Consider the following 21,777-nt stretch of genomic DNA (forward strand, 5'->3'; position numbering starts at 1 on the left):
GCTGCCGGTGGGCGCAGCAAATCTCTCAATTCAAAACTTACGTCGGACGAACTCGAAAAGGTGCGCCGGGGTGAAATTGGGTCCTATCTCCATGTCGCCGGCGCAGAGCCTCTTGGAGAGCTTCAAAAAGTCGCTGTCGAAGAGAGCCGGCTCGGCATCCCGTTGCTGTTCGCGATGGATGTCGTCCACGGCTATCGCACTATATTCCCGGTCCCCTTGGCCATGGCAGCAAGCTGGGAGCCGGAGCTCTGGGAAAAAGCCGCCCGAATTTCAGCGGATGAAGCATCAGCCTCTGGTCTTCATTGGACGTTTGCACCGATGGTCGACATCTCCAGAGACCCGCGTTGGGGGCGCATCGTGGAAGGTGCAGGCGCCGACCCATATCTGGGATCCCGAATGGCAGTTGCTCAGGTCCAAGGATATCANGGNGANGACCTTTCCNANTCAACGACCATTCTTGCCGCAACGAAACATTTCGGCGCCTACGGTGCCCCAACTGGTGGGCGGGACTACGGATCGGCCGACATAAGCGAACAGAGCCTGATGGAAGTCTATCTTCCCCCTTTCTATGCCGCGACGAANGCTGGCACTGGCTCAATGATGACCGCATTCAACGACATCGCCGGCGTCCCATCCACGGCGAATGAATACCTGATTGATGACGTGTTGCGCGCAGAGTGGGGTTTCGATGGGATGATCGTGTCCGACTGGAATGCTGTAGCAGAATTGATCAATCATGGAGTTGCCGAAACAGAGGAGCAGGCTGGCACGCTTGCACTTCAGGCAGGCGTAGACATGGACATGACCAGCATGGTCCTGCCAACGAAAATCAAAGCTGCGGTTCAGTCTGATGCGTGCCTGGCGCATGATCTTGATGCCGCCGTGGCGCGNATCCTTACCACAAAAGAGCGGCTTGGCCTTTTTGATACGCCGATGGCCTATCACNACCCGGAACGTGAAAANACNNCTCTGTTGAAAGACGAATTCCGGCGTGCCGCCCGCCATGCTGCCGTCAAATCCATGGTGCTCCTGAAGAATGAGAAGCAGACCCTGCCCCTCTCCAGCTCACCTCAAACTATCGCTGTGATTGGCGGGTTGGCCGAAGACAAATTGACTCAGCTCGGTTCATGGCGTGCGCAAGGCAAGACGGATGACGTGGTTTCATTGCTGGAAGGCCTGCAACGAAATGCGCCGAGCGGCACGACTGTCACCTATGCGGCCGGCACGCATCCTTCGTCCGAAAGCCCTGGAGCGATCCAACAAGCAGTCGATACGGCGATGGATGCTGATCAGGTACTCTTGGTCATTGGGGAAGACTTTGATCTTTCTGGCGAAGCGCGCAGTCGGTCCGATATTGCGCTTCCACCCAGTCAGTCGGAATTGGCTCAGGCCATATTCGCAACAGGAAAGCCCGTGACAGTCATCCTGGTGACGGGGCGTCCATTGGCCNTTGAAGATGAAGTGGCAGCTGCAGACGCCGTTCTGAACACATGGATGCTGGGCGTCGAAGCTGGCAATGCGTTGGCTGATGTTGTCTGGGGCAACACTTCACCCGCAGGAAGGTTGCCGATCGAGTTCCCGCGCAGAACCGGTGCAGTGCCTCANACATATTCGGAGTATCCAGGTGGACGGCCAGCGGACCCTGATCTGTCGAAAGACACCAACCGATTCATGGATATTCCAATCACACCACTATTCCCGTTTGGTCACGGTCTCAGCTATTCCAGTTTCGACTATAGCGATCTCCAGAGTTCCGTTTTCGAGGATGGACAGATCGAGTTAAGCACTACGATCACGAACATCGGCGATGTCGACGCAGACGAAGTTGTACAACTCTACATGCGTGACCCATTGGCAACCATCGCGAGACCCAAACACGAACTGCGAGGATTCACGCGCGTCTCCATTCCTGCTGGCGAGAGCCGCCAGGTCTCCTTCACAGTCTCACCAGATCAAACCGCGCTCTATCGTGTTGGCTCAGGCTGGGTGGTCGAACCCGGCCAGATTGATTTCATGATTGGNGCATCCGCGGAAGATATCCGTAGCAAGACCAGCGTCACGCTCACACATGATCGCTCGACTGGAATTCCAGCNAGCGCCATCGAAACAGGAATCCGCATCAAATGANCCAGTCACGTCGCACCTTTTTAGGGACTGCAGCAGCCACCGCTCTTCTCTCTGCCTGCGGAACAATGTCAAACCGAGTCGTGCGCACATCTGAGCATATCGAAGTTTTTGACCCGGCCGCACTGGACCTCATTGATGCAAACGCACCTTTGGAGTCGCTTGCATCAGGATATGGCTGGAGCGAAGGCCCCGTCTGGGACCGCCAACGCGACTGTCTTTATTTTACGGACGTCCCCGGCAATATTGCATGGCGATGGTCCGAAGCGGACGGTGCAACCAAACTCCTAGATCCGTCTGGTGTTGCTCGCGATGCGGCCACTGGATTCCGGGAACCAGGTGCAAATGGATTGGCAATATCAAANGATGGCAGCCTGCTGATCTGCAATCATGGCAAGCGTGCCATCGAGAAAATGAATCTGGAAACAGNTCACCGCACAATCCTCGCCCGAACGTACAACAACAAAGCCTTTAACAGCCCCAATGATATTGTAGAAGCGGATGATGGAAGCTTGTACTTTACAGATCCGCCCTATGGCCTTGAAGGCCTCGACGCCTCCCCCCTAAAGGAGCAAAATTTCAATGGGGTNTACCATCTGCAACCGGATGGACGTGTTACGCGNNTGNTCGAAACANTGACCTTTCCNAACGGAATCGCNCTGTCTCCAGATGGTAGTACGCTTTACGTGAGCCAGTCTGACCCAGACGCTCCAATCTTGATGCGCATGTCGCCTGACGGATCAAATGCTGCCGTATTATTTGACGCCAGTTCCTACATGTCAGACACGGCTCCTGGCTTGCCCGATGGTATGGCCGTGACGAAGACCGGCCACATTTTTACCACCGGCCCCGGTGGAGTGTTTGTGCTATCCCCAGAGGGAAAGCCGCTCGCACGGATAAAGACCGGTAAGGCAACAGCGAACTGCTGCTTCGGTGGCCGCGATGGGCAGACACTGTATATGACAGCGCACGACACTTTGATGCGGATCAGAACAAAATCAGTCGGCCTTCCATGGAGCTGACAGAAGCCCTTTTCGCCTACCGGCCAGTACTTGCCACCGGGTTCGGAATCGCCGCCCTGCTCGCGCTGATTTTGCGGGCCAGAATGAACGCTTTCGCTGCCCTCCTGCTCGTCAGCATCTTCAGCGCGCTTGCGGCTGGCATGGCCCCGAATGATGCGTTTGAGACTTTGTCCAAGGGTATGGGAGGCACGCTTGGCTTCATAGCAACCGTAATCGGGCTCGGGGCCCTGTTCGGCGCAATTCTCCAAGCCTCTGGCGCACTTGACGCGCTGGCGTCAAAACTCTCAAGCCAATCCAGTTTCAAGTCCAATCAATGGAAGATCGCAGGCATCGGCTTGCTTGCATCTACGCCTGTCTTCTTTGATGTTGCCCTGATCATCCTTGCACCACTCATTCTGACCATGGCGCACGACCGACTTAAGCCGGCCATGTCATTGGGCTTGCCCCTGATGGCAGGACTTGCCGTCGGACACGCCTTCCTACCCCCGACACCAGGCCCAATCGCAATTGCGGAACTCATCGGCGCTGAATTGGGTTGGGTGATCCTTTTCGGTGCGATTGTCGGCGGAATAGCGCTGGCGGTGTCAGGCCCGCTCTTCACTGCATATCTCGACCGGCGCAGCCGGATGCCGATAGGTGCCCCAGCTTTTGATTTCGAGACAAGTACAGATCATTCTGAAGAAGAAAAGCCGAAGCCTGGTAGAGCTATCATACTGATAACTCTCCCCTTGATCCTGATCCTGCTGGGCACACTCGCGAATGTACTCCAAGATGGTCCATTGAAATATCTACTCGAAATTATCGGGCATCCATTCAGCGCACTCCTGATCGCCTGCGGAGCATCCTGGTGGTTGCTTCACCCAAAAACACCGCAAGGCCGAAAACTTTTGTCCGACGCTTTGGCGCGCTCTTTTGAGCCAACTGGAGCCGTCATTCTGGTGACGGGTGCTGGCGGAGCTTTCAAACAAGTTCTTGTTGACACTGGCGCTGGTGAACAAATCGCAAATGCAGCCCTCGGTGTTGGATTTGGACCGCTACTTGCGGGTTACGTTCTGGCTGTCATCCTGAGGCTCGCTCAAGGCAGCTCAACCGTTGCGATGATCACATCTGCTGGCCTCACTGCGCCGATTGTTGCAATGGCAGACCTCACGGCCCCGCAATTGGGGCTCGTAGCCATCGCGATCGCCGCAGGCGCTACAACTGGGAGCCATGTCAACGATAGCGGCTTTTGGCTCGTGGGTCGTGTTTTTGGAATCACGCCTGGCGAAACGCTCCGCACATGGACGGTCTCCACCACATTGATAAGCGTGGTGGGATTTCTCATGTGCGTAATACTATATGCGAGCNTATCGCTCTTTTGATCAGATCAACCCAGCAAGTGGCGAACTGGGATCAGCGTACATTTTCTTAGGCATGCGGCCGGCTAGATACGCATCACGGCCTGCGATCACCGCATGCTTCATCGCGTTTGCCATTCGGATAGGGTCCTTGGCAGCCGCGATAGCGGTGTTCATCAGAACGCCATCGCAGCCCAGTTCCATCGCAAATGCTGCGTCAGATGCAGTACCTACTCCTGCATCAACGATCACCGGCACACGTGTTTGTTCGACGATCAGTCGGATATTGACTGGGTTCATGATTCCCAGTCCGGACCCAATCAGACTGCCAAGCGGCATGATCGCGCAGCATCCTGCGTCTTCCAGCATCTTGGCATAAACAGGATCGTCCGAGCAGTAGACCATTACTTCAAAGCCATCGGCAATGAGTGCCTTTGCGGCCTCAAGCGTCTCCGGCATGTTGGGATAGAGTGTTTTCTGATCCGCCAGCACTTCCAGCTTCACGAGATTCCATCCGCCCGCCTCGCGCGCCAAGCGCAGCGTGCGCACTGCTTCATCCGCTGTATAGCAGCCAGCTGTGTTCGGCAGATACGTGAACTCATCCGGCTTTACGAAGTCCGTTAAGCGCTCTTCATTCGGGTTCGACAAATTCACCCGCCGCAGAGCAACGGTAACGATCTCTGCGCCAGCAGCTCGCGCGGCATCGGCATTCTGCTGATAGGACNCATACTTNCCCGTGCCGACAATCAGGCGGGAANTGTAGGTCTTGCCGGCAATCGTGAGTGAATCTGTCAAAGGTCTGGCCTTGTTTGAGAAGTTACTGAAACGGTGAGCATAGCCGAAGCGAGTTGATGCCTCAGCCGCCACCAACGAATTGTACAATTTCTATACGGTCACCAGCTTCGATGACAGTTGTGGCGTGCTCCGATTTAGGGACGATTTCAAGATTACGCTCAATCGCAATCCCGCGCGGATCGCGCCCTGACTCGCCTGACAGTTGAAGTACCAACATCGCCAGAGTNGTCCCAGCCTCGACTTCTCGTGACTCGCCATTGACTGTAATGAGCATTCGCGTTTTCTCCGTTCATCGCCCCCCTTGCCTTGCTAGGCATTCCAGCGCAAGACGGAAGACTATGTCGAAGCCCGTATATGTCCTCGGAGGTCCCAACCTCAACCTGCTCGGTTCACGAGAGCCGGAAATCTACGGGCGTGATACGCTCGCGGGCATCCATGCGCGGCTGGAAGCGCAAGCTGAAGGTACGGCATTGATTCTACGCCAGACGAATCACGAAGGCGAACTGGTGGACTGGATTCAGGAAGGTTCCGAAAAAGGATCGGCTATCATTCTGAATGCAGCGGCATATACGCATACCTCTATTGCGCTTCACGACGCGCTCAAGGCATGCAAAGTCCCTGTAATTGAAGTCCATTTGTCAAATCCTGCCGCGCGAGAAGCGTTTCGGCAGGTGAATTATGTTTCCCCCGCCGTGAAGGCCACGATTGCAGGCCTCGGTGCCTATGGTTATGAGCTGGCGCTTAAGGCGGCAAAGACCCTTACGGGCCAATAAGAGACCTGACATCCCATGAGCACTACGAAGAACAAGCTGGATACCGGCCTCGTCCGGGAACTCGCGGCCATTTTGCGGGAAGCAGACCTTGGCGAAGTTGAAGTCGAACACGAAGGCCTTCGCATTCGTGTCAGCAAGCCAGCAGCCCCGGTAGTTCAGGCCGCCGTTGCCGCACCTGCACCGGTTGCTGCANCTGCACCGGNGGCGGCTCCCGCNGCCGCCGATGCACCAGCTGCTGCTGCACCTGCCGCTTCGGACAACGCAATCAAATCACCAATGGTCGGCACGGTATACCTGTCGCCAGAACCTGGCGCGAAACAGTTCGTCGCCGTTGGNGACAAAGTCAAAAAGGGCGACACGCTGCTGCTCGTCGAAGCGATGAAGACCTTCAACCCGGTCGAAGCCGACAAGGCTGGCACTGTGAAGGAAATNTACGTTAGCGATGCCCAGCCTGTCGAATATGGCGAAGCTCTTATTCTGATTGAGTAATATGGCCGANCAACCTGCTATCAATAAGGTTCTCATCGCCAATCGCGGTGAGATTGCGCTGCGGATTCACCGCGCTTGCAAGGAAATGGGACTGTCCACAGTGGTGGTCCATTCCGAAGCAGACAGTGACGCGATGGCTGTTCGCCTCGCTGATGAAAGTGTTTGTATCGGTCCCGCCCCATCATCCGAAAGCTATTTGAAGAAATCTCAGATTCTGGCGGCGGCGGAGATTACCGGCGCTGATGCGATTCACCCGGGCTATGGCTTCCTNTCTGAGAACGCGCAATTCGCGGAAATGGTCGAAGCACATGGGCTCGCCTTCATCGGCCCGACTGCCGAACACATTCGTATCATGGGCGACAAGATTGCCGCCAAACAGGCGATGATTGACGCTGGCGTTCCATGCGTGCCCGGCTCGGATGGCGCGGTTTCTTCGATTGCCGAAGCCAAAAAGGCGGCCAAGAAGATCGGCTTCCCGGTTCTCGTCAAAGCTTCTGCTGGTGGCGGCGGACGCGGCATGAAGCTCGCGAAGACCGAAGCAGATCTGGAAAACGCTGTCCGTACGGCGAAAACAGAGGCGAAGGCGGCCTTTGGCGACGACGCAGTGTATCTGGAAAAGTATCTTCAAGGGCCGCGCCACATCGAAGTGCAGATCATTGCTGACACACACGGGAATGTCGCACATCTATGGGAACGCGACTGCTCCCTGCAGCGTCGCAACCAGAAAGTCTTTGAAGAAGCCCCTTCTCCGGAACTGAACCAGGCTCAGCGTGAAGAAATTGGCGGTATCTGCGCTCGGGCGATGGAAAAGCTGGGCTATCGTGGCGCGGGGACGATCGAGTTCTTGTACGAAGATGGCAAATTCTATTTCATCGAAATGAATACGCGGCTTCAGGTCGAACATCCGGTCACCGAGATGATCACGGGAATCGACTTGGTGCGCGAACAGATCCGAATTGCTGAAGGCAANAAACTTTCTTTCAGCCAGGAAGACGTGATGCTCGTCGGGCACGCCATCGAGTGCCGCATCAATGCTGAACATCCGGAAACCTTCATCCCGTCACCCGGACTGATCACAGACTTTCATGCCCCAGGTGGTCCAGATGTTCGTTTGGATAGTGCAGCTTATTCCGGCTACCGGATTCCGCCGCATTACGACTCGCTTATCGGCAAGCTAATCGTCCACGGTCGGACCCGCCGCGAGTGCATCATGCGTCTTCGTCGCGCCCTTCAGGAAATGGTTGTCGGAGGCGTGTTCACGACGTTGGATCTGCATCGGAAACTGGTCGAAAATGACGATGTTCTGGCAGGTGAGTACAACATCCACTGGCTTGAGAAGTTTCTGGAAAATCAGAAAACGTAACGAACACTAGCATTTTTCTCTTTTGACGTTTCGGAAGTCTCGTCAGTGGGTAGACATCGCTGTTCGTGCAGGCTCATATTGCGAACATGTCTCAACGATTCAGCACCACGGACCTGCTAGCCTGCTATCGCCGGGGAATTTTCCCAATGGGCGATGCACGTAACGATCCGAATCTGTTCCTTGTTGATCCGGACATGCGTGGGATCATTCCCCTGGATGAGTTCCACATCCCAAAGCGGTTGCTCAGAACGGTAAAGAAGCAGCCTTTCAAAGTCACAGTCGACCAAGCTTTTACACGCGTTATGGAAATGTGCGCNGAAAGCGCCAAGGGCCGGGAGAGCACCTGGATCAANTCTCCTATCCTGAACCTCTACAGCTCCCTCCATCACGAAGGGCACGCTCATTCCATTGAGTGCTGGGATGGAGAGGACCTAGTAGGCGGGCTNTACGGCGTGGCGCTCGGCGGCGCTTTCTTCGGTGAGAGCATGTTTTCGCGCGCGACTGACGCGTCGAAAATCGCACTCGTGCATCTCGTCGCCCACCTCCTTGAAGATGGTTTCGTGCTGCTCGACGCGCAGTTTCACAATCCCCACCTGGAACAATTCGGATTGGTCGAAATCCCGAGACAGGAGTTCAAGAAACTGCTGAAGGAAGCCCTGACAATTGACGCGACATTCTATTCGAAGTCTGCNTCATCCTCAGCGGAGCGCGGCTCGAGCTTTACCGGCTCAGGTGCAGCACAGCGGATCACCCAAACATCGTAAACCGGGTGCTCCAACGCGCTGAGGCCGGGAGAAGACGCGTACATCCAGCCCGAGAACAGCTCTGGGTTCTCTTCGCTGACTGTCTCCACATCTTCAGCGTCAACTGCAGCTTCCATGGTTTCGACCGCAACAGGCTGTGTAGACGCAATCTTCAGGAATGCAGCACTCTCCGGCGCCTCTTCTGGCGGCGTCTGATAGCAAACCTGCAGCTCGACCTTGAGAGATCCGAATACGACCGGTTCGCCAACTTTCACGTCAATGTCTGTCGAACGTCCGGTAATCTTGTCGAGCGCCCTCAGGGTGGCCGTATCCTTCTGGANAAATGTAGCCGCGTGCGCCGCACCAAGTATCAATCCGGCGATCGCCGAGGCCGCCAGCACGTGCCGCATCATTCGAAATCTCCCGCAGGATAGGGATCGTCAGCATCTGCTGATGNCTCAGACTCTTCTGAGCCTCCATCACCGCTTCCTGAAGCGAAAGATGCAAACAAGGTCAGCAAGTCGACGCTGCCACGCGTGTATTTGATCTCGCCTGAGCCATCTTGCGGAATNTTGTCAAAACTGCCGCCCGGCTCGAGCGCNACATAGGCGCCGCCCAGCAAGCCGTCCGTGGAAACACGAGCGTCGGTGTCCTCTGGCAACGCCCATTTCTCATCAAGGCTCATGCGAACAACCGCCTCAAAACGTTCCGGGTCGCCCTCGACGCTTTTGACGATACCGGCTTTTACGCCGGCAATGCGGACGTCGGTGCCGCGCGAAATGCCCGAAACATTGTTGAAGCGCGCGGCCACCTCATATTGATCGCCCTGCGCTTGAGCGTCGCCGCCGCGATCAAGGGCAAACCAGAGAAACGTACCGGCTACACCAACAACTGCAGCGCCGATCAGGGTTTCAAAGAGTGATTCACGCATCCGGTGTCCATGCCTCGTAATCGCCTGTCGCCTTCTGTCGCGCCATGCCGGTGGAAAGGCTTCCTTTTGGCTTGGTCGCGTATGGCGTGCCAGTCATGTTCGGCTTGTGATCGGTCTCCCAGTCACGCCGGGTCAAAGGAGACTTGGTTGGCGGCTCATCGATCGTGTGGTGCAACCAGCCATGCCAATCGGCGGGAACTTTCGATGGCTCCGCCAGTCCCTTGTACATAACATACCGGCGCTTGCGCCCTTCNAGAGACGGTTTGCGCTCCTCGAAATAGCGATTGCCATACTCATCGGTACCAACATAACCCGACCGCCGCTTNATATCGAAAGCCGCTCCGAGCGTGTTGCCGCTCCACCAAGTGAAAATCTGTTTCAGCATCGTGAGGATGTCCTGACCTGTCTTGTTGGCCGCAATATGGCGTTATCCGGGCAAGTAATCCATACGGCAGCCGCAGGCAATGCGCCGCACAATAATATGATCAGCGCAACCACTTTTGCGGCTTGAAAGCTTGATACCACATTCCGGAACCGTCACGCTTTCCTGAGTGATTCGCTGATGATTCGCGGGAGGGTATTATGAAAGCTGCCGAGATAGAGTCNGTTCTGGAAGCCGCCGAAGCTGATGGCCTGCTTTCACCCGAGATCGAATTCGGTGCCGCATTCCGGGCCGCCGGGCGCCATCGTCGTCCCATGACAGAGGAATCTCTCCGAAATGTCGCCTCGGCCTACGCCTCGGCAGGACTGCTGGGCGCATCGCAGATCGCAACCGCCGAAATGCTGGAACGGCTTGGCGATGCGCCACGCAACGCAGAGCTTGCGGAAGCCATAGCCTCCGGTCTCCCACAAGACATTCTCGAGGAAGCGCTACGCCAGCCTGACGGGTTTTCGCGCACAGCCGACGCCCTGCGAATTGCAGCCGCCAACGTTCAGCCACCCCCCACCGCTGTTTTCAGTGCTGATTCCGCCAATTCCGAGTTTGATCCTCTCCTTCTTGCCGCACTGAAGGAAGGCGCGGAGATATTCCTGGCTCAAGAGGATGTCGCCCCCGCCAGACAAGCCTCTCGTTTGCTCGATGTCTCGCTGGCGATTAGCCCGGACGGCCTCGAATCTGATCTGCTTTGCACCGTTGCGGAAGCTGCAGGCAGATCTCTGGGGGACGGTGTTCTGCTGATTAACGGCCTTGGCGCGGCTGTACTTTCGCTCGGGCTACCATATGNCAGCGACGAGGGACGAGCAGTGGCGGCGGCCTTGTGCGCCGTAGTGAAGTCTTTTGCGACGGGCGCATCACTTTCAGCAGCGCATGCCGGTGTGCTGGGCCTGGAAGCGCGTCGCGCATCATCGCGCAAATCATGCAACGTCGCCATACTGCCCATATCTGACTTCGCCGATCTGATGCCAGACTGCGAAAGCGAAGGGGCTGCGCCTGTTTGCACCGTGCTNACCTATTCAGATGAAGGGCCAACACTTGCCCGCTGCGCCCGTCTCGCTATTTCCCGTACCGCACCGGAAAGCCTACCGACAATTCTTGAACGTGTCGCCAATTGTGGCGGTGAAGATCTTGAAGCAGCGTTGGGAGCCGATCGGCTTAAGGATCGTGGCTTTTCCGATGCGGCGCTAGACCGAGTGTCCCGCGCTCTGAGCGATGGTCTTCCCCTTAACGCAGCTTTCTCTCGCTGGGTGCTGGGAGATGAGATTATCAGCNATGATCTGAAACTGGCNCCCGAGAAATTCGATTCCGATGGNCTGGCCCTGCTTTCTGCGATGGGGTTCTCGCGCAAGGACATCGCGAAAGCCGAAGCGGCTGTGGATGGCACGGCAGAAGACATCGCAGCGGCAGAGTTTCGCCAATGNGGTCTTGAGCTACATGTCAGCGCAGAAGCAGAGCTGGCCTTCGCATCCGCCTGTGCAGAAGCGCTTGGCGGCAACACGGCTATTCGCGTCACNGGNCGCAACGGACTNGACATGGCNGACGCGGCCATCGCAGCTGGCCTATCCACNTTGCTGGTTGGAATACGAGCCCCCGCCAANGACGATGTCGCAGATCGCATGGAACAGATTCTTGCACTCGCAGACGANCTCGCCANAGAATCTGACGCATCTTATGCGGCTGACCAAAACACCAGCGTTTCNGACGGCCACGGGCAGAGCGCTCGAACGCGCCTGCCAGATCGTCGCAAAGGTTATATCCAGAAAGCATCTGTCGGCGGCCACAAGGTCTATCTCCACACAGGAGAATTCGAAGATGGCGCGCTGGGTGAGATCTTCATCGACATGCACAAGGAAGGCGCAGCGTTCCGCAGTCTCATGAACAATTTTGCCATCGCCACGTCCATTGGCCTCCAATATGGCGTGCCGCTGGAAGANTTCGTTGATGCCTTCGTCTTCACACGCTTCGAACCGGCTGGCGCCGTGACCGGAAACGACCGGATCACAAAGGCGACGTCCATCCTCGACTACATTTTCCGGGAGCTTGCCGTGTCCTATCTGGGCCGCGACGACCTCGCAGAAGTGGATGTGACTCATGACGGCCTTGGCCGCGGCGCTGGCGATGCCACACGTGAACCGGCAGAATTCACGGAAGAAGCCGCTCAGTTGATCTCCCGCGGATTTTCCAGAGGCCAGTTGCCAGACAACATCGTCATCTTCGACAAGAAACGCGAAGAAAAACAAGCTGAAGAAGACACGGAAACCGATGCGCTCAACGCCCCAGATTATCTCAGCGAAGCCTGCCCGAATTGCGGCAGCTTCACGCTGTTCCAGATCAGCGAAGATGGTGAGGCAGAGTGCGATACTTGCGGACAGGAATTGCAGGACTTCACTGAAGTCCCCTCCTGATCAGGCCTTGCCAGTAGGCCGAAGCCCAGCTCCAAANAGGTTGCTTGACGATGCAATCGGAGCGTTCCGAGGCATGGCGAATTTGCAACACTTGTGACGTTTTGGTGAGTCCTTACTGTTTGTTCAGTTTGGAGCAACAAAATCAGGCGTTATCCATAAGTTATGACACGTTTGGCTTACGCAATTCTTGGCGCTTCGGCCTTTTCTCTTGCCGCGTTACCCGCGATGGCACAAAGCCAGCCCGTGGCCTGGTCTCCCGGCTATGTGGGGGCATGCGGTGAATGTGACCTGTCTGGCAAGAATCTGACTGGCTGGACGCTGACCGGTGGCAACTATTCCAAGGCTCGCCTGGACTATGCCTTCATGCGGGGTGTCCAGGCTGGCGGAGCTAATTTTGAGAATGCAGAAGCCAATAGCGCCGATATGCGCGGCGCCATCCTGACATCTGCCCGCTTTTCCGGCGCTACGCTATCTGGCGCCCGCCTTCAGGGCATACAGGCAAGCGGCGCAGATTTTCGCAGCACAAAGGCACAAGGCAGCAATTTGCAGGGCGCCCTGCTCGTGGGCGCCAATTTTGCCTCGGCCGATCTGACAGGTTCGTTCATGGAGGCGGCCGACCTTTCTGGCGCGAACCTGACAGGCGGATGGCTGAACGAAGCCATCCTTTCAGGAGCGGTGTTCAATGGCGCGAACATGACCGGCGCGAATTTNANGAGGGCGCAGGTCGCAAACGCATCCTTCCGGGATGTCCGCTTCATCGATGCTGACCTTTCTGAACTTGAGGGTAGCGAACTCGCAGATTTTGATGGGGCTTGCGCGTCTTTGAGCACGATCTTGCCGGACAGCCTGAACCTCCCGCTTTGCGACGTAACGACTACAGTTGCCGGCAACTGAGCCAATTTTCTAATAGTCCAAAACGAAAAAGGCGGAGAGCTGGGCCCTCCGCCTTTTCTTTCGCCAATATCCTTTAGTGCCTCAGGATTTGACCTGCGGCGCCAGCCGAATGTTCAGTTCTTTCAGCTGTTTGTCGTCCACTGGGCTCGGTGCCTGCATCATCAGGTCGCGCGCCTGCTGGTTCATCGGGAACAGCGTAACGTCGCGGATATTCTCGGCATCGGCGAGCAGCATGACGATTCTATCCACGCCCGGTGCGATTCCACCGTGCGGAGGCGCGCCATAACGGAACGCATTGAGCATACCGCCAAACTCCGCCTCGACCACATCCGGACCATACCCAGCCAGCTCAAATGCCTTCAGCATCAGTTCCGGACTATGGTTCCGGATCGCACCGGATGATAACTCCACGCCGTTACACACGATGTCGTACTGATAAGCCTTCAGGTCGAGCTGCTTTTCTTCCGTATCGGCTTCCAACAAGGCGTCCATCCCACCTTGAGGCATTGAGAACGGGTTGTGGCTGAAATCGACTTTCTTGTTGTCTTCGTCATATTCGTACATCGGGAAGTCAACGATCCAGCAGAGGCGGAATACCCCCTCTTCGATCAAGCCAAGTTCCTCGCCAACCTTCGTGCGCGCGGCGCCGGCGAGCTTGTAAGCCTCGCCCTTCTTCCCAGCTGAGAAGAAGATGCCGTCGCCTGCAGAGAGACCAAGCTTCTCAAGCAGAGTTGCCAGAAGCGCAGGTTCGAAATTTTTCAGGACCGGATCCTGGCTATCGACCCCGCCGCCATCAGCTTCCTTGAGGCGCGCATAACCGAGGCCTGGTGCCTGCATTTCCTTCTTCGCCCATTTGTCGAGCTCATCGAAGAATTTACGCGACTTTTCGGCTGCTGCTTTCGGAGCCGGAATGGCAATAACGCGGCCACCGCCAGCGATGATCTTGGCGAAGATGCCAAATCCGGTCTTGCTGTCGTCTTCGAAAAATTCGGATACATCAGCCAGTTCGATCGGGTTGCGCAGATCCGGCTTGTCGGAGCCATACTTCGCCATTGCTTCGGCATATGGAATGCGCGGAAACGCGCCTTCCGGCACGGTGCGGCCCTTGCCTTCCCAATCCGCAAACTCGCTGAACACGCCCGCCATGACAGGTTCAATGGCGCTGAACACGTCTTCCTGGGTCACGAAGCTCATTTCAATATCAAGCTGGTAGAACTCACCCGGCGACCGGTCTGCGCGGGCATCCTCGTCACGGAAACATGGCGCAATCTGGAAGTAGCGGTCAAAGCCGGACACCATCAGCAACTGCTTGAACTGCTGTGGCGCTTGCGGCAGCGCGTAGAACTCACCTGGATGCAGNCGGCTCGGCACCAGGAAGTCACGAGCGCCTTCCGGGCTGGAGGCGGTCAAAATCGGGGTCTGGTACTCGGTGAAGCCCTGTTCGATCATACGGCGGCGCAAGCTGGCGATCACCTGGCTACGCAGCACCATATTCTTGTGGAGTGTTTCCCGGCGAAGATCCAGATAACGGTGCTTCAGGCGAATATCTTCCGGATATTCCGGCTCGCCAAACACTGGCAGCGGCAGCTCAGCCGCCTCTGACTGAACGCTGACTTCGCCAGCCACGACTTCGATCTCGCCTGTGGCCAGGTTCGGGTTCACGAGGCTCTCATCGCGCGCGACGACCTTGCCTTCCAGCGTGATTACGCTTTCTGCGCGAAGGCGCTCGACCGTGCCAAATCCGGGGGAGCCGGGATTGAACACGACTTGGGTCAGGCCGTAATGATCCCGCAGGTCGATGAACATCACCCCGCCATGATCGCGGCGGCGGTGCAGCCAGCCTGACAGTTTTACGGTTTCACCGACATGGGATTTGCGAAGTTCCCCGCAGGTGTGGGTGCGATAGGCGTGCATCGGAAACTCTCTCCGGAAATACGGTCCAACAGAAATAAAGCGCGAAAGGCACGGAACCTCTCGCAATTGTCAAGGCGATGCGATACGCAAGCGCGCGATGACTGACAACACCCTGACTCCCATTACTGAGCAGTCGGCACTGGAAGACCTGTGCGGAAAGCTCGCTGAATCCGACTTTATCTGCGTCGATACCGAGTTTCATCGGGAAACGACCTATTGGCCNGAGCTCTGCCTCGTCCAGGCCTCTGCGCCCGGCGTGGAAGGCCTGATCGACCCGCTGGCAGAGGATCTGGACATCGGCCCGTTCCTCGACCTNATCGCCGCAGACAATCGCGTGAAAGTATTCCACGCGGCCCGTCAGGACCTCGAAATCTTCAATCGCCTGATTGGACATCCGCCCGGCCCGATCTTCGATACGCAGGTCGCAGCGATGGCTCTCGGCCTCGGTGATTCGATCTCTTANGACAATCTGGTGCAGCGCGTGCTGAAGCGCCAGATCGACAAATCGAGCCAGTTCACCGACTGGACCCGCCGCCCNCTCAGCCAGAAACAATTGGTCTACGCGCTCGGCGATGTNACGCATTTGAGAGACGCCTACCTCAAGATGCGGGACGAGTTGGAAAACCTTGGCCGTCTCGGTTGGGTCCGCGAGGAAATGGCCGACCTNGAAGACCCGGCGAAATATGACACGGACCCCGCCAATGCCTGGCAGCGACTTAAACTGCGCAAGCCGAAGAAAGACTATGCTGCCATTGTGGTTGCTGTTGCCGCATGGCGCGAAACGCTGGCCCAAGAGCTCGACAAACCACGTCGCCGCATTCTGAAAGACGATGCAATCCAGGAGATTGCGAGCCAGAAACCGCGCTCAGAGCAGGATTTCGGTCAGCTGCGCGCCGTGCCGAACGGCTTTATCCGATCAAAGTATGGTCAGGGCCTCGCAGAAGCCGTCTCGGACGCGATTGATAATCCAGAGAAGTATGCTCCGGAACTCGGCCCGCGCGTTCANAACGCGCAAATCCCAGCGGGCGCACCGGAATTGCTGAAAGTGCTGCTCAAGCATGTCAGCGAAGAAAATGACGTGGTCCCCCGCCTGATCGCGAATGCAGCCGACATTGACCGGATCGCACGCGGCGAAACCGGCGATGAGATCGCCGCCATGACCGGGTGGCGCTACGACATGTTCGGTCGCAAGGCTCAGGCATTGCTGAACGGCAAACTTGCCGTGTCATTCGAAGGAGGTCAGGTCCGCTTGTTCGACGTCTGATACAGCGGCGACAATTAGCGGATCACGACTTCAGATTTCAGCCTCAATTGGCTCGCAGTCTGGGAGAGGCGTCGCTCGACCGTATCCGACACCATAGCCGAATCCGATCTGGACACCCTCAATTGCAATGTCTCTGCTGTGCGAACGAGCTGTGCCCGCTTCAGGATCGGGCCTGACCGGCCAGAGAATACAGCACCGAGCCGCATCGCACTACCGATTTGACGGGCACGCTCATCCTGCTCCGGTGTGGTCAGTGTCGTATACTCGTCCGGGCGCTTGAAGTCTTTCTGGTAGCGGCACCCGACGGCATATGCGATCAATGCCCGCTCGCTATGCGCCACAGCCGTGTATGGCGCGCGCAAGGCCTGATCATAGGCCATTATGGCCCGGTGGTCCGGATGGAACCTGCCTGCACTGTCAGACATCATGCAGGCCGCCCGCTCAATCCGCTGGTCGGCGGCCGGAGAACCGAACAGGTCCGGTTCAGGCGCAAGCGCCGGCGCAATGAAGTCGTGCAGTGCTTCGCCGAAGAGAATCTGGTTGCGATCGAGCCGCGCGAAGGCGATCGCACCATCCAGCAAGGGATCGTTGTCTGACGCCCCCAACTCATTGCGCAGCACGCCCTCGCGCAGACCGCTGGATGATATTGTCATGCCATCCAGTTCGCTCATATCCAGGACTTCCTGCGCGAGAATGGCAGCAATCGGCAGATGGCGGGCTCGCTTCTTGTCAACGGCTTCGAGGGTAAGGCGCGCTGTTGAATTGGTCAGGCTNTCGAAACAGACCTTGGCTGCACGGTCAATCTGCGCCTTGGTCATCTGATAACCCTGCAAAACCTGCAGCGAATACCCCTCCAGATGCATGTTCAACTTGGCAAGCGTCCGCCATGCTCCGCCCACCGCATAAAAACGCCCTTCAGCCTTGGCAAGGACAGCAGATGTCTTCAGTTCGGCCCGGATCGTCTTGCGTAGGGATTTGAGGTCAATGTCGGCATTCACCAGCGACAACGGTCCGAGCATCAGGCTTTCACCGCCACCTGCGTTCGGTCCAATCTGCTTGAACTCGAGACTGGAGCCACCAAGATCTCCGATCATCCCATGTGGCTCATGAAAGCTTGCCTCGACACCCACTGCCGACAACCGGGCCTCATCCTCGCCGGAGAGGACCAGAATTTTCCGCCCCAGCGCATTTGATGCCTGGCCAATGAATTCGGCACCATTGTCCGCTGATCGGACCGCCGCGGTTGCAACGGCCGTAAAACTCTTCAGATTCAACGCCTTCAGGATCGCTCGATACCGACCGAGCGCCTTTAGCGCAGCCTCAACGCCCGAAGGCGACAACTGCCCGCTCGTCATCAGCCCTGCACCCAATCCGGCCATGACCTTTTCATTGAAGGTCGGCAGGATCGACGCGCCGAGCACATTGTAGATCACCAGACGAACCGAGTTGGACCCGATGTCGATGATGGCTGCGCGCTCTGTTTTTGGTAGCGTCACCCCGAGACACCCTCTCGCGGTTTCAGCCGTGGGGGAAGACTGACTTCCAAGGAACTGCCACGCCCTGAAAGGCTCGGATTATCCATGAAATAGGTATGTGCAGAGAAAGGTTTTGCAGTCTCAGCCACGTCCATCCGCTCATACGAGCCATCTTCTCTCATGATCCATGTCTGCTGTTCATCGTTCAGGTTTGCCACCATGATCTGATTCAACACCTGACGATGCACAGTCGGATTCTCAACCGGCACGAGTGCCTCGACCCGACGGTTCAGGTTCCGCGGCATCCAGTCGGCAGATGAAATGAACACCTTTGCCTTCGGCGACGGAAGTGTCTGGCCGTTCGCGAAACAGACGATCCGCGAGTGCTCAAGAAAACGCCCGACAATGCTCTTTACCGAGATATTGTCTGACAGTCCCGGCACACCTGGCCGTAAACAGCAAATCCCTCTCACAACCAGGATGATCGGCACGCCTGCCTGGCTCGCTTCATAAAGGGCATCAATTACCTCGCCATCGACCAGTGAGTTCATCTTGGCCCAGATACCACATGGGGCTCCCTTGCGCGCCGCATCAGCTTCGGCTTCGATCATGTCAATCAATTGTTGCTTCATGTCCAATGGCGACATGGACAGCTTTTCCATCACTGGTCCGACTTTGGGTGGCTCACGGTACGCTGTGACGAAATTGAACAGACGATTTGCATCTCGCCCAAGTGACGCATCCGCGGTGAACAAGGATAAGTCCGTATAGATACGGGCATTGATCGGATGATAATTTCCGGTACCGAAATGCGTGTAGGTGCGCAACTCGTCGCCTTCCCGGCGCACGACCAGAGACACTTTGGCGTGGGTCTTGTATTCGATAAACCCATAGACGACCTGAACGCCGGCCCGTTCAAGATCGCGCGCCAGACGCAAATTGGCTTCTTCATCAAAGCGGGCCTTGATCTCAACCAACGCCGTGACGTTCTTTCCGGCCTCTGCCGCCTCGACCAGCGCCGCGACGATCTGCGAGTTCGCTGTCGTGCGGTACAAGGTCTGTTTGATCGCCACCACTTGCGGATCGGCTGCCGCCTGACGCACGAACTCAACGACAACATCGAACGTTTCGAAAGGGTGGTGCACCAAGATATCCTTGGCCCGAATAGCCGCAAAGCAATCGCCCCCCATTTCGCGAATGCGTTCTGGATAGCGCGCTTCATAGGATGGGAATTGCAGGTCCGGACGATCCTTTACAATGAGTTCCGACAATTGGGCCATTCCCAATATGCCGTCATACAGAACGATGTCGTCTTCTTCTGCGCCAATTTCATGCGTGATCAATTTGCGTAGATCTTCGGGCGCGCTTGACTGCATCCGGATACGGACGATCCGGCCTCGGCGGCGTTGCTTCAGCAAAACTTCGAACTCGCGGATCAGGTCTTCTGCTTCTTCCTCAATCTCGATATCGCTATCGCGAATCACCCGGAATAGACAGCGATCCTTTTCCTCAAAGCCAGGAAACAAATCATCGATGAACATGCCTATGACATCTTCAAGGGCAATGAACCGGAGGTTACCCTTGGTACCGTTCGGCAAGCGAATGAAGCGGCGTACGAATGCCGGCAATGGGATGATGCCGACATGATCATCGCCACTATCTTTTGAGACCAGATTGATCGCGACCGAGAACCCCAAATTGGGAATGAATGGAAATGGGTGCGCCGGGTCCACCGCCAGAGGTGTAAGCACCGGGAAAATGTTTGACCGAAAATACTTGTCCAGCTCACCGCGATCACGTTTGTTGAGGTCCTTCACGCCCAACACGTCTATGCCTTCGGCGTGTAGCTCCTGTTTCAAGCTGCGCCAGCGTTCCTGCTGCTCGGCGATCAGGTTCAGGGACGCTGCCTCAATCTTCTCCACTTGCTCCGCCGGGGTCAGGCCGTCCTGGCTGGATTTCACGATGCCTGCTCGCACCTGCTCGCGCAGGCCCGCATAGCGAACCATTTCGAACTCATCGAGATTGCTGGCGGAAATCGACAGGAAACGCAGCCGCTCCAACAGCGGATGGTCCATATTCGAAGATTCCTCGAGGACACGCTGATTGAACTCGAGCCACGACAATTCCCGATTCAGGAAGCGGTCTGGCGAGGCCATCAGCTGTTCTACTGTTCCAGTTTGTCCATCGGCCATCGTGCCTGCTCCGCGTGTTTAGTCGTCCTCAAATGCCGCGGAATCCGGATTGGCCCATCCGAGTTCCTCCACGACATCCCGCGCCAGAGGCACACTGGGTGCCCGGCCGGTTTCGGTCACCTTATCACTTAATTTCTCAATAAATATTTCGATAGCCGTATAAGATAGCTCCAATCTCGGAACTACATATTTAATGAGATCAGGTTCCAGCTTCAGGAAGAAACGCGCCGCCGTAGATTCAAGGCGCGCTTTCAACATTTCCTCATCCGGCTCCCGAATTTCGACGACCGGCAGAGCCATGAAACGCGATTTCAGATCAGCGGAAGATGTCTGCCACTGACTTGGATGCCGCTTTGAGGTGAGCAACACGCGCCCGCCCCCCGCTGCGGCTGAATCGATCAATGTGAGCAGGTTTTCGCTTTTTTTTACGAGATCGGCGTCATCGACGACCGCGGCTGTCGTTGCCAACGCTGACAGGCCGGGTGTTTTCAAACGCGAGAACTCTTTTGCTGCATAGAAGCTGCCATCGAATTCACGACACCAGGCCTTAGCCAGAACGGACAAGCCACTGCGCGGCGGCCCCAACAGGCAAATGACCGGAAATGGCCAGGCTTGCGGTGTGCGCAGGACAGCCATTGCGCTTTCATTCGCCTCTGTGACGAGCAGCGCATCAAGCGTGGGTTCTTTTGCAGGAAAGCCTAGGCTGAGCTGGCTTGGCCGGGACGGCCCCTTGGTATTATCCGCGCTCACGGTTCCCCCGATGGAGACACAGCCGATCGGACGATCCAGCCCATTTCATTCTCGGACAGGGATACACCACGCTGTAGCAGATCATTCTGCAACCGTGGCGGATCCCCCGCATAGGAAAACGCAACCAGTGCACCATCGCGCGCGATGGCCTCAATCCGGAATTCCGAGATCAATGGCGAACGCGCCAAAGCGCCACGCAGCGTGTTCCATTCTGCCAGCGACGTGTAGCGAACGCTCGCGGTTGCTGGGGTGCGCTCTCCTGAGCGAATTACCGAAACTTCCTTCCAGTTCTCGTCCAGCAGCGCTACCATGCGGTCAACCGCAACCTCCAGCGACGACGCATAGGGCGTCGTGCCGACGCGTTCCGTTCCCGCCGCAGTGACTGTGGATACGGTCACCTGCCAGGCCCCATCCACACCCGACAATTCTGCCAGAATACCCCGACGCGCGCCAAGAGCGCCCGCTTCCGGAGAAAGTTCAAGCCAGTCGCTGTATGCGCTGTAACCGGGGCTGTTGGCCGTCACGAAGGGGGAGAGTGTTTCGTCGCGCCCGGTACCGAGCGCTTCGCGCCACGCGGCATCCAGTCCTGCTGATCCCGCGAGCGGCACCAGCAATCCCTTCGGCGCCTGTGTGTCGACATATGGCACTGACAGGCCATCAAGATGAGCCCGTACCATGCGCGGATTGTAGACGACGGCCAGTGTGCCTTTATAGCGCCCGGCACCCGCAGTCTCTTCCTGGACATCCACGGCAGCCGACAGGCGATCTGCAAGCGCTGCATCCACAACAAGGCCGCCCGATTGCAGCCGATCCTCTGCCAGCGTAATCCGGTCAATCAGCACGCGGGCGCCCTGAACCCGCGCTGACGCC

Annotated in this window: 20 protein-coding genes; 10 read left to right on the forward strand and 10 right to left on the reverse strand. The window is 57.0% G+C overall.

All coding sequences use genetic code 11. The features are described 5' to 3' along the window. From CBB91_RS06905 to CBB91_RS06915, 3 genes are all read left to right on the forward strand, one after another. The coding region (locus tag CBB91_RS06905) for a glycoside hydrolase family 3 N-terminal domain-containing protein (RefSeq protein WP_273013045.1) at positions 1 to 2,127 on the forward strand (2,127 nt) is incomplete at its 5' end. Then, entirely contained in the window at positions 2,124 to 3,146 is a 1,023-nt protein-coding gene (locus CBB91_RS06910; protein WP_273013046.1) for an SMP-30/gluconolactonase/LRE family protein, read from the forward strand. The genes CBB91_RS06905 and CBB91_RS06910, both read left to right, overlap by 4 nt. Then, a complete protein-coding gene (locus tag CBB91_RS06915; RefSeq protein WP_273013048.1) occupies positions 3,137 to 4,507 on the forward strand; it encodes a gluconate:H+ symporter in 1,371 nt (456 codons plus the stop codon). Before CBB91_RS06910 ends, CBB91_RS06915 begins: the two co-directional genes overlap by 10 nt. Here CBB91_RS06915 and CBB91_RS06920 read toward each other — a convergent pair whose 3' ends face one another. Both CBB91_RS06920 and thiS read right to left on the reverse strand, forming a co-directional pair. Beyond that, the gene (locus CBB91_RS06920) at positions 4,508 to 5,278 is read right to left on the reverse strand and encodes a thiazole synthase (protein ID WP_273013050.1); all 771 of its coding nucleotides are present in this window, start codon (positions 5,276 to 5,278) and stop codon (positions 4,508 to 4,510) included. A gap of 61 nt (positions 5,279 to 5,339) precedes the next feature. After that, positions 5,340 to 5,552 carry a sulfur carrier protein ThiS gene (thiS, locus tag CBB91_RS06925; RefSeq protein WP_273013051.1) on the reverse strand — a complete coding sequence of 71 codons (213 nt, stop codon included), beginning with the start codon at positions 5,550 to 5,552 and terminating at the stop codon, positions 5,340 to 5,342. Between the two features lie 64 nt (positions 5,553 to 5,616). On the opposite strand from thiS, the gene CBB91_RS06930 reads away from it, so the two are divergent. From CBB91_RS06930 to aat, 4 genes are all read left to right on the forward strand, one after another. After that, on the forward strand, positions 5,617 to 6,051 hold the full coding sequence (locus tag CBB91_RS06930; RefSeq protein WP_273013052.1) for a type II 3-dehydroquinate dehydratase: 435 nt from the start codon (positions 5,617 to 5,619) through the stop codon (positions 6,049 to 6,051). A 15-nt stretch (positions 6,052 to 6,066) separates the two neighbouring features. Then, the gene (gene accB, locus CBB91_RS06935) at positions 6,067 to 6,540 is read left to right on the forward strand and encodes an acetyl-CoA carboxylase biotin carboxyl carrier protein (RefSeq protein WP_273013054.1); all 474 of its coding nucleotides are present in this window, start codon (positions 6,067 to 6,069) and stop codon (positions 6,538 to 6,540) included. A gap of 1 nt (position 6,541) precedes the next feature. Continuing rightward, positions 6,542 to 7,903: an acetyl-CoA carboxylase biotin carboxylase subunit gene (gene accC, locus CBB91_RS06940; RefSeq protein WP_273013056.1), complete on the forward strand. Its 1,362-nt coding sequence runs from the start codon at positions 6,542 to 6,544 to the stop codon at positions 7,901 to 7,903. A gap of 86 nt (positions 7,904 to 7,989) precedes the next feature. Then, positions 7,990 to 8,667: a leucyl/phenylalanyl-tRNA--protein transferase gene (gene aat, locus CBB91_RS06945; protein ID WP_273013058.1), complete on the forward strand. Its 678-nt coding sequence runs from the start codon at positions 7,990 to 7,992 to the stop codon at positions 8,665 to 8,667. Here the strand turns inward: aat and CBB91_RS06950 are convergent. The 3 genes from CBB91_RS06950 to CBB91_RS06960 form a co-directional block, all read right to left on the reverse strand. Further along, positions 8,580 to 9,059: a DUF2155 domain-containing protein gene (locus CBB91_RS06950; protein ID WP_273013060.1), complete on the reverse strand. Its 480-nt coding sequence runs from the start codon at positions 9,057 to 9,059 to the stop codon at positions 8,580 to 8,582. The genes aat and CBB91_RS06950 overlap by 88 nt on opposite strands. Then, entirely contained in the window at positions 9,056 to 9,577 is a 522-nt protein-coding gene (locus CBB91_RS06955; protein WP_273013062.1) for an outer membrane lipid asymmetry maintenance protein MlaD, read from the reverse strand. Before CBB91_RS06955 ends, CBB91_RS06950 begins: the two co-directional genes overlap by 4 nt. Beyond that, positions 9,570 to 9,962, reverse strand: coding sequence for an NADH:ubiquinone oxidoreductase subunit NDUFA12 (locus tag CBB91_RS06960; protein WP_273013064.1), 393 nt, complete (start codon positions 9,960 to 9,962; stop codon positions 9,570 to 9,572). Before CBB91_RS06960 ends, CBB91_RS06955 begins: the two co-directional genes overlap by 8 nt. 197 nt (positions 9,963 to 10,159) lie before the next feature. Here CBB91_RS06960 and CBB91_RS06965 point away from each other — a divergent pair, with 197 nt between their 5' ends. Next, on the forward strand, positions 10,160 to 12,418 hold the full coding sequence (locus CBB91_RS06965) for a hypothetical protein (RefSeq protein WP_345906754.1): 2,259 nt from the start codon (positions 10,160 to 10,162) through the stop codon (positions 12,416 to 12,418). Between the two features lie 162 nt (positions 12,419 to 12,580). Next, on the forward strand, positions 12,581 to 13,312 hold the full coding sequence (locus CBB91_RS06970; protein WP_273013065.1) for a pentapeptide repeat-containing protein: 732 nt from the start codon (positions 12,581 to 12,583) through the stop codon (positions 13,310 to 13,312). Positions 13,313 to 13,393: 81 nt separating this feature from the next. Here CBB91_RS06970 and aspS read toward each other — a convergent pair whose 3' ends face one another. Next, positions 13,394 to 15,226, reverse strand: coding sequence for an aspartate--tRNA ligase (aspS, locus tag CBB91_RS06975; RefSeq protein ID WP_035552229.1), 1,833 nt, complete (start codon positions 15,224 to 15,226; stop codon positions 13,394 to 13,396). A gap of 97 nt (positions 15,227 to 15,323) precedes the next feature. Here aspS and rnd point away from each other — a divergent pair, with 97 nt between their 5' ends. Next, positions 15,324 to 16,490, forward strand: a complete 1,167-nt coding sequence (rnd, locus tag CBB91_RS06980; protein ID WP_273013068.1) for a ribonuclease D — start codon at positions 15,324 to 15,326, stop codon at positions 16,488 to 16,490. A 14-nt stretch (positions 16,491 to 16,504) separates the two neighbouring features. Here rnd and CBB91_RS06985 read toward each other — a convergent pair whose 3' ends face one another. The 4 genes from CBB91_RS06985 to CBB91_RS07000 all read right to left on the reverse strand — a co-directional run. Next, positions 16,505 to 17,986, reverse strand: a complete 1,482-nt coding sequence (locus CBB91_RS06985; RefSeq protein WP_273013069.1) for a Ppx/GppA family phosphatase — start codon at positions 17,984 to 17,986, stop codon at positions 16,505 to 16,507. Beyond that, positions 17,983 to 20,157, reverse strand: a complete 2,175-nt coding sequence (locus tag CBB91_RS06990) for an RNA degradosome polyphosphate kinase (protein ID WP_273013071.1) — start codon at positions 20,155 to 20,157, stop codon at positions 17,983 to 17,985. Before CBB91_RS06990 ends, CBB91_RS06985 begins: the two co-directional genes overlap by 4 nt. A gap of 18 nt (positions 20,158 to 20,175) precedes the next feature. Further along, on the reverse strand, positions 20,176 to 20,907 hold the full coding sequence (locus CBB91_RS06995) for a DnaA/Hda family protein (protein ID WP_035552238.1): 732 nt from the start codon (positions 20,905 to 20,907) through the stop codon (positions 20,176 to 20,178). Continuing rightward, positions 20,904 to 21,777 (reverse strand): hypothetical protein (locus tag CBB91_RS07000; RefSeq protein WP_273013073.1); only part of this gene is annotated, 874 nt, incomplete at its 5' end. The genes CBB91_RS06995 and CBB91_RS07000, both read right to left, overlap by 4 nt.

This window comes from Hyphomonas sp. TMED31, assembly GCF_002172815.1.
GTDB classification, from domain to species: domain Bacteria; phylum Pseudomonadota; class Alphaproteobacteria; order Caulobacterales; family Hyphomonadaceae; genus Hyphomonas; species Hyphomonas atlantica.

Excerpts from the sequence above, each read along its gene's own strand:
- CBB91_RS06930 (WP_273013052.1), top strand. The coding sequence starts at position 5,617 with ATGTCGAAGCCCGTATATGTCCTCGGAGGTCCCAACCTCAACCTGCTC.
- CBB91_RS06990 (WP_273013071.1), bottom strand. The coding sequence starts at position 20,157 with ATGGCCGATGGACAAACTGGAACAGTAGAACAGCTGATGGCCTCGCCA.